At 62.8% G+C, this 7,120-nt stretch carries 6 protein-coding genes; 2 read left to right on the forward strand and 4 right to left on the reverse strand.

The features are described from left to right. The 4 genes from WA702_RS25200 to WA702_RS25215 form a co-directional block, all read right to left on the reverse strand. Positions 1 to 617, reverse strand: a 617-nt coding sequence (locus tag WA702_RS25200) for a carbohydrate ABC transporter permease (RefSeq protein ID WP_425113257.1), incomplete at its 3' end; no start/stop codon positions are given. Beyond that, positions 614 to 1,483, reverse strand: coding sequence for a carbohydrate ABC transporter permease (locus tag WA702_RS25205; protein WP_425113258.1), 870 nt, complete (start codon positions 1,481 to 1,483; stop codon positions 614 to 616). The genes WA702_RS25200 and WA702_RS25205, both read right to left, overlap by 4 nt. A 192-nt stretch (positions 1,484 to 1,675) precedes the next feature. After that, positions 1,676 to 3,058, reverse strand: a complete 1,383-nt coding sequence (locus WA702_RS25210; protein WP_425113259.1) for an ABC transporter substrate-binding protein — start codon at positions 3,056 to 3,058, stop codon at positions 1,676 to 1,678. Between the two features lie 129 nt (positions 3,059 to 3,187). After that, entirely contained in the window at positions 3,188 to 5,146 is a 1,959-nt protein-coding gene (locus WA702_RS25215) for an AsmA family protein (protein ID WP_425113260.1), read from the reverse strand. Positions 5,147 to 5,490: 344 nt separating this feature from the next. Between WA702_RS25215 and WA702_RS25220 the strand changes: the two genes are divergently transcribed. Both WA702_RS25220 and WA702_RS25225 read left to right on the forward strand, forming a co-directional pair. Beyond that, positions 5,491 to 6,213, forward strand: a complete 723-nt coding sequence (locus tag WA702_RS25220; protein WP_425113261.1) for a CoA transferase subunit A — start codon at positions 5,491 to 5,493, stop codon at positions 6,211 to 6,213. Continuing rightward, positions 6,213 to 6,863: a 3-oxoacid CoA-transferase subunit B gene (locus WA702_RS25225; RefSeq protein ID WP_425113262.1), complete on the forward strand. Its 651-nt coding sequence runs from the start codon at positions 6,213 to 6,215 to the stop codon at positions 6,861 to 6,863. The genes WA702_RS25220 and WA702_RS25225 overlap by 1 nt, the downstream gene beginning before the upstream one ends. Positions 6,864 to 7,120: the final 257 nt, after the last annotated feature.

Consider the following 7,120-nt stretch of genomic DNA (forward strand, 5'->3'; position numbering starts at 1 on the left):
GGTAAATAGACCAGGCGGAAGATCTGCAAGGGGCTGGCGCCATCCATCACGGCGGCCTCGTCGAGCTCGGCCGGCAGCTTGTCTGAGGCCTGCTTCAGCACCCAGATCGCGTAAGGCGAGGCGATCGTCACCATGGCGAGGATCAGTGACCATTTGTTGTTGAGCAGGCCGTATTTGCCCATGGTGCGATACATCGGCACGGCCAGAAATGCGGCCGGGATGAAATAGGTGAACAGCGCCAGGTTCATCACCATCCGGCTGCCGGGCACCTTCAGCCGCGAGATTGCGAACGCCGCACAGGTCGCGATCATCAGCGTCAGCGCGCCGACGGCGGCCGCGATCAGCACGGAGTTGCCGAACTGCACCCAGAAGTCGCGCAGGAAGTAATGCTGCTCACGGAACACGATCTCGAAATTGTGCAGGGTCGGATGCTCCGGCCATATCTTGCCGGAGAACGCATCCTCCTTCGGCGAGATCGCGAACAGGAACATGTGATAGATCGGGATCATGGTCCAGATGAAGACCGGGATGCCGATCAGGAGCAGCCCCGACTCGGTGCCGATGTCACGCCAGGTGATGTCGCGCCAGTTGATTCCGGCAATGCCTGAGAGCTTCATCGGGAGAGCCGTTTCATCATGAAGTAGACCAAGGGTAGCACCAGCGGCATGGCGCAGACGATCGAGGCCATCGCCAGGTCGAGCTGATCGAGTCGCAGGTAGCGGATGCCGAGCGTCGACAGCACGTGGGTCAGGTCGGCGGGGCCGCCGCCGGTCAGCAGGTAGACGCTGTTGAAATCGCCGAGCGTCCAGATCATCGACAGCAGCGTGCAGGTGACGTAGAGCGTCTGCATCGACGGCCAGGTGATATAGCGGAATTTCTGCCACCAGCCGGCACCGTCGACATCGGCGGCCTCGAACAGATCGTTCGAGATCGCGAGCCGCCCGGTCATCAGGATCAGAGTCCAGAACGGCAGCGATTTCCAGATGTGCACGCCGATCGCCATGGTCAGTGCGATCGCCGGATTGTTCAGCCAGTTCGGGCCGTCGTCACCGGTGAACTGGAAGATCAGCTGGTTGATCACGCCCCATTCGGGATTGAACATAAAGCGTACCGACAGGATGGTCGGGATCGAGGGCACCGCCCAGGGCAGGATGAAGATCACCGACAACCATCGGATCCAGGCGCGCTGCTGCACGAAGAAGCCGGACAGGAACAGCGCGATCAGCATTTTGATATTGATGCCGATGAGCAGGAAGATCAGCGTGTTGACGACGGTGCGCGCGAAGATCGGGTCGTTGTAGAGCGCGACATAGCTCGCCGGATGGCGCGCCAGCCACAGCCCATAGCCGACCGGATAGACCACGAAAGCAAGAAAGACGAGAAGATAGGGCGCCAGCATCACGATGCCCCAGACCTGCGGCGTCGTCAGCCGCGGGGTGCGCGGTGCAACTGCCAGATCGGATGCTGAAAGCGTGATGGCCATTGTTAGTTACTCTTGAGCTGCTCTTGCCGCTTATTCAATGGGTCCCGGCGAACGCCGGGACCCATACGCCCCGGCGTTCGTGTTCGAAGATGCTGTCTGCCGACTTTGCGTCGCCACGACGGCCGGTGGTTATGGGTCCCGGCGTTCGCCGGGACGACGCCGGTGGTGACCAACGCGCAGTTTGCCTAGCTTCTAGCCCGCGACCTCCTTGATGCGCGCGATCAGCTCGTCGACGGCCTTGTCGACCGGCACCTTCTCGCTGACCACACGGTTCATCGCCTTGGCCCAGACGTTCTCGTTGTTGAGGATGGTGAACTTGTAGTTCTTGGTGAAGTCGAACGGCGTGGTGCCGCCCATGAACTGGGTGTAGACCGCCTTGCGGTGATGGTCGGCCTGCCAGAACGGGCTGGCTTGTCCAGCTTTCGTCACCGGGAACCAGCGGCCCAGCGCCCCCTCGACGTAAGGTCCGAGGTTCTCTTCCTGCATCAGGAACTTGACGAATTCCTTCGCCTGCTCCTTGTGCTTGGCATTGGCGAAGATCAGGCCGGTCTTGACGTCGGAACGATACCTGATCGGCGTGCCGTCGGGCTTGTTGGGGAAGGACGCGGTGATGATGTCCTGCTCATAGGCTTTCTTGCCGGCGGCGCGCTGCTCGGGTGTCAGGGCGGGATTGGTGGAATCCTCGAACCACTTGGCGGCGATCGAAATCGTGAAATTGTGCGTCATCACGATCGTCTTGTTGTGGAAGGCGACGTTGTTGTCGGGATCCTTCCAGGTGGTGGAGGAGGGCGGTGTGCAGCCCTTGATGTAGGTGTCGGTGTAATCCTTCAGCGCATGGATCAGGCCGTCGCGCACCTTCGGATCGTCGACCGTGAGCTTGCCGTCGTCGTCGACCAGCTTGACGTTGTAGGCGTCCATGAAGGTGTAGAACGACTGGAAGGAGTCGGTGGATTCGACGCCCATCGGCTGGCCAACGCCGTAGATACGCTCGTGGGTGGCCTTGCGGATCGCTGGTTGCACCTTGTCGCACCAGAACGACCAGTAGTCCTCCCACTTGTTCGGAATATCGCCCTGCTTGAAGCCGGCCTTCGCCAGCAGGTCGCCCCAGATCTGCACGTGCATGCTCTGCTGCTTCAGCGGAAAGCCGTAATAGGCCTTCTTCTTGGTGACGCCGTTGTAGAGATTGGCGGTCTCGAGCGTGTTCGGCGCGAACGCGTCCTTCATCGGCAGCAGGATGTCCGAGAGATCCTCGAGCTTGCCTTCATAGGCCCATTTGCCCTGCGCCTGCACGTCGTAGGTGTCGGAATAGGCGACATCGGGCACGGTGCCGGAATCCATTGCGGCGACCGTCTTCGGAATCATGTCCTGGATCGCGTATTGCGACAGTTCGACCTTGACGCCGGTCTTGGCCTCGAACTTCTTCACGACGTTGAGCAGCGCATCGTCTTCGGACTTGTAGAAGCCCTTGCCCCACCAGATGGTGATAGTGTCCTGGGCGATGGCCGGTGCCGCAACGCAAAAGGACCCTGCAGTCGCAACTGCGAGGATCAGCGCACCCATTCCTTTGGATTTCACGTGTCTCTCCCTGTTGGCCGATCTTGTCCGATCGGTTCAAGGCCGGGACACTAGCGCACGGACCAGGGCTGATCTAGCTTGGTCTTCTCAGACATAGGTCGTGTGGACTGCGTCGTCGCGCCGTTTTGGTTAATTCGGCTTGGCCTGATCGGTCGCGGACGGGGTCTCGCTCGGTGTCGGCGTCGGGCTTTCCTGTGGCGTCGGCGCCGGCTTCAGGCCGCCGGTGAAGCGCTCGAGCACCGAGCGCACCGCATCCCTTGTCTTCTTGTCTTTGACGGCATCGAGCAGCGGAGCCGCCGCCGGTGCGCGGCGGATCAGGCTTTCCGGATCGGGGAAGATCAGCGGGTCTTCCCACGGTCCCTGCACCACGAACGGCAGCTCGAAAGTGCTGCCGCCATTCGCCGCCTGCGGCAGGCTGGCGACGCCCTTGAAATCATATTCACGCGTCGGCACCGAGGCGGTGCCAGTCATGCTGATACGCGCGGTCGGTCCTTCGACTCGGATGTCGTCCGCGGTGGCGACGCCGTCGGAGAACTTCACTGCGACGGTGAGGTTGTCGTAGGGCGTCGAGCCGGAGCGGAAATTGCCGCTGCCGGACAGCGGTCGCCGCTCCAGCCGCTTCAATAGCTGCTCGACATTGAAGCCCGCGATCGCGCCGTCATGACCGTTCAACGTGGCGCTGCCGTCAAGTGACTGCGCCAAGCCGAACGGGCTCGATCCGGATGCCGTCAGCGAGACGCTGAGATTGCCGCGGCCGGAGAGCGAGGAGATGCCGAACAGTTCGTTGGCGCAGGCCTGCAAGTCGACGTCGGTGAATTGCAATTCAGCCTTGACGTCGGCCATCGTATCGGCGCGCCCGATTCCGAACGAGCCCCGCACGATGCCGCCATACATCTGCGCCTCGCCGACCGAGAGCGCTAGCACCCCATTGCGCAGGTTCGCGCCGAATGCGGTGCGGCCGAGTCTGGAAGGGCCGACCGTGACCCTGGCTGCCGACAGACGCATGTCGAGGTCGGTGGTCGACAGCGCCTTGAGGTCGAACATCTGCCGGTTCCAGTCGCGTGCGCCGTTGGCGAGCAGGCGGAAGGTCGACATGTAAGGCGTGAAATCGAGGGCATCGGCCGCAAGCGTCGCCTGCAGGGTCGGGCGACCATTGTTGCTGTAGGTCATCACGCCTTCAGCGGTGTTGCCGTCGAGCTCGACATTGACGTTGGTGAGCGCAATCGAGGCGCCGACCACGTTGGCGCGCGCCCGTAGCGCGAAGCGGCCGAAGCCGCCGGCGCCGAGCGGCGTCTGTCCGGTCCAGCGCAGCGCGTCGCGCAGCGACGGGCTGTCGACCGTCAGCGTGCCCTCCATCAGCGCGCTGGTGCGGTTGGCCACCGTGCCGTCGAAGGCGAGCTTCAGCGGCGGGCTTGCAAGCCGCATCTTCAGGCCTGAGCGGTCGCCCGAGAGGGCGGCGAGAAAGTCGCTGATGCTGACCGAGCCTTCGATGCGCTCGCCGCGCCAATCGAATTGTCCTGTCGCGGCGAAGGAGCGCGAGATCGAGGGCCAGGCCAGCGACAGATCGATATCGTCAAGCTTCTCGGCAGCCTGGCTGGCGCCATCCTCGAATGCCAGGATGCCGTCCTGAATCCGGATTTCCGAGAACGACATTTGGCTCTCGGCGCCGGGGCGCATGGTCCGCGTGATGGTCTGGATGAATGGTGTCCAGTTGCTGGTGCCGTCCGGGTCGCGCACGACGTGAATCTGCGGCCGCAGCATCATCACGTCGGCGATCTCGAAGCGTTGCAACAGCAACGGCAGCAGCCGCAGATTCGCCGTCAGCACGTCGACCTTCAGTGCGGGATCGTCGGTGCCGCCGCCCTTCAGGCCGACGTCATGGAAGGATACGTAGCTGACGGGAAACACCGAGACGTCGATGTTGCCTTTGACGATGAGATCGAGCCCGGTCACGGCGCGGATCTGGGCTTCGATCGCGCTGCGCAGCGCATCGCGGTTGACGAGCCAGGAACTTGCCACCAGACCGGCCAGCGCCAACCCGAGCAGCGCCGCAATCGGCGTCCCGAGGCGCCTCATTCCTTGGGCCATGGTCACGGACATATGGTGGATGTCGCTGGGGTCGTTGCGGGCGCTGGTTCCTGGAGACGGGCAGGGTGCGCCGAAATCCCTTGCCAACATCAACAGCTTGATGGGTTTTCTTGACGCTTTCAAGGCCGTGCCGCAGGTCGGGCGGGATTGCGGCGGCAGCCTATTGTCGCACCGGAACATCCCGGTACGAAGCATCCATGCGCCCGCTTAAAGCGCGCCTTGCGTGAGCGCACAAGAGGAAAGCCGAGCGCAGGGAGCGCCGCATTGACGCATTGCGAAGATTTCGCCTAATAATCCGACTGCTCTCGGCAGACAGCCGTTTCCTTGCATCAGGTCATTTCCGCATGAACAAGGTCTATCCCGACGCCAAAACGGCCCTCGCCGGCCTGCTCAAGGACGGCATGATGATCATGTCCGGCGGTTTCGGTCTCTGCGGCATCGCCGAGACGCTGTCGGATGCAATTCGCGACGCCGGCGTGAAAAATCTGACGGTGGTCTCCAACAATGCCGGCGTCGATGGCATCGGGCTCAGCCGCCTGCTCGAGACGCATCAGATCAAGAAGATGATCTCGTCCTATGTCGGCGAGAACAAGCTGTTCGCCCAGCAATATCTTGCGGGCGAGCTGGAACTGGAATTCTGCCCGCAGGGGACTCTCGCCGAGCGCATCCGCGCCGGCGGCGCCGGCATCCCGGCCTTCTACACCAAGACCGGCGTCGGCACGCTGGTGGCCGAAGGCAAGGAGGTCAAGGAGTTCGACGGCGAGAAATATCTGATGGAGCGCGGCCTGTTCGCCGATCTCGCCATCGTCCACGCCTGGAAGGGCGACACCGCCGGAAACCTCGTCTATCGCAAGACGGCGCGCAACTTCAATCCGATGATGGCGACCGCGGCAAAATTCACGGTGGCGGAGGTCGAGCACCTCGTGCCGGCCGGCGAGATCGATCCCGATCACATCCACACGCCCGGCATCTTCGTCAAGCGCATCGTCGAAGTCGGCACCGCGCTGAAGCGCATCGAGCAGCGCACCTTGCGCAAGCGCGAGACCACAGCCGGGGAGAAAGTCTGATGGCCTGGACCAGAGAGCAGATGGCCGCGCGCGCGGCGAAAGAGCTGCGCGACGGCTTCTACGTCAATCTCGGCATCGGCATTCCGACGCTGGTGTCGAACTTCATTCCGCCGGGTGTCGACGTCGCGCTGCAGAGCGAGAACGGCATGCTCGGCATGGGTCCGTTTCCCTATGAGGGCGAGGAGGATCCCGACCTCATCAATGCCGGCAAGCAGACCGTCACCGAGCTGCCGATCACGAGCTACTTCTCGTCGGCGGATTCGTTCGGCATGGTGCGCGGCGGCCATATCGATCTCTCCATCCTCGGCGCCATGCAGGTGGCCCAGAACGGCGATCTCGCCAACTGGATGATCCCCGGCAAGATGGTCAAGGGCATGGGCGGCGCGATGGATCTCGTCGCCGGCGTCAAGCGCGTCATCGTGGTGATGGAGCACAGCGCCAAGGACGGCCCGAAGCTTCTGAAGAAGTGCCTGCTGCCGCTGACCGGCGAGCGCGTCGTCGACATGGTGGTGACGGATCTCGCGGTCTTCACTATCGACAAGCATGGCAATGACGGCATGGCGCTGATCGAGCTCGCCGATGGTGTCACGCTCGACGAGGTCAAGGCCAAGACCGAAGCCGAATTCCGCGTCGCGCTGAAGAACACCTGATAGACCTGAGGCCAGCGCAGCGCCTAGCCCGGGTGAGCGGAGCGATCCCGGGGTCCAAGCGACACTGTTCCCGGGATCGCTTCGCTTACCCGGGCTACGAATCGCGGCATCCGGCTGCTGTCCTGGTAACCAATGACGGGACGATAGATCGCGGGCGTAAGGATGGTTGAGCGAAGCGATACCCATCATCTCGCCGCGCGCGCCGATCCAAGCGATGGGTATCGCCTCGCTCCACCCGTTCTATGGCATCCGGGCCC

The sequence above is a fragment of the Bradyrhizobium sp. genome (assembly GCF_049798375.1).
Classification (GTDB): domain Bacteria; phylum Pseudomonadota; class Alphaproteobacteria; order Rhizobiales; family Xanthobacteraceae; genus Bradyrhizobium.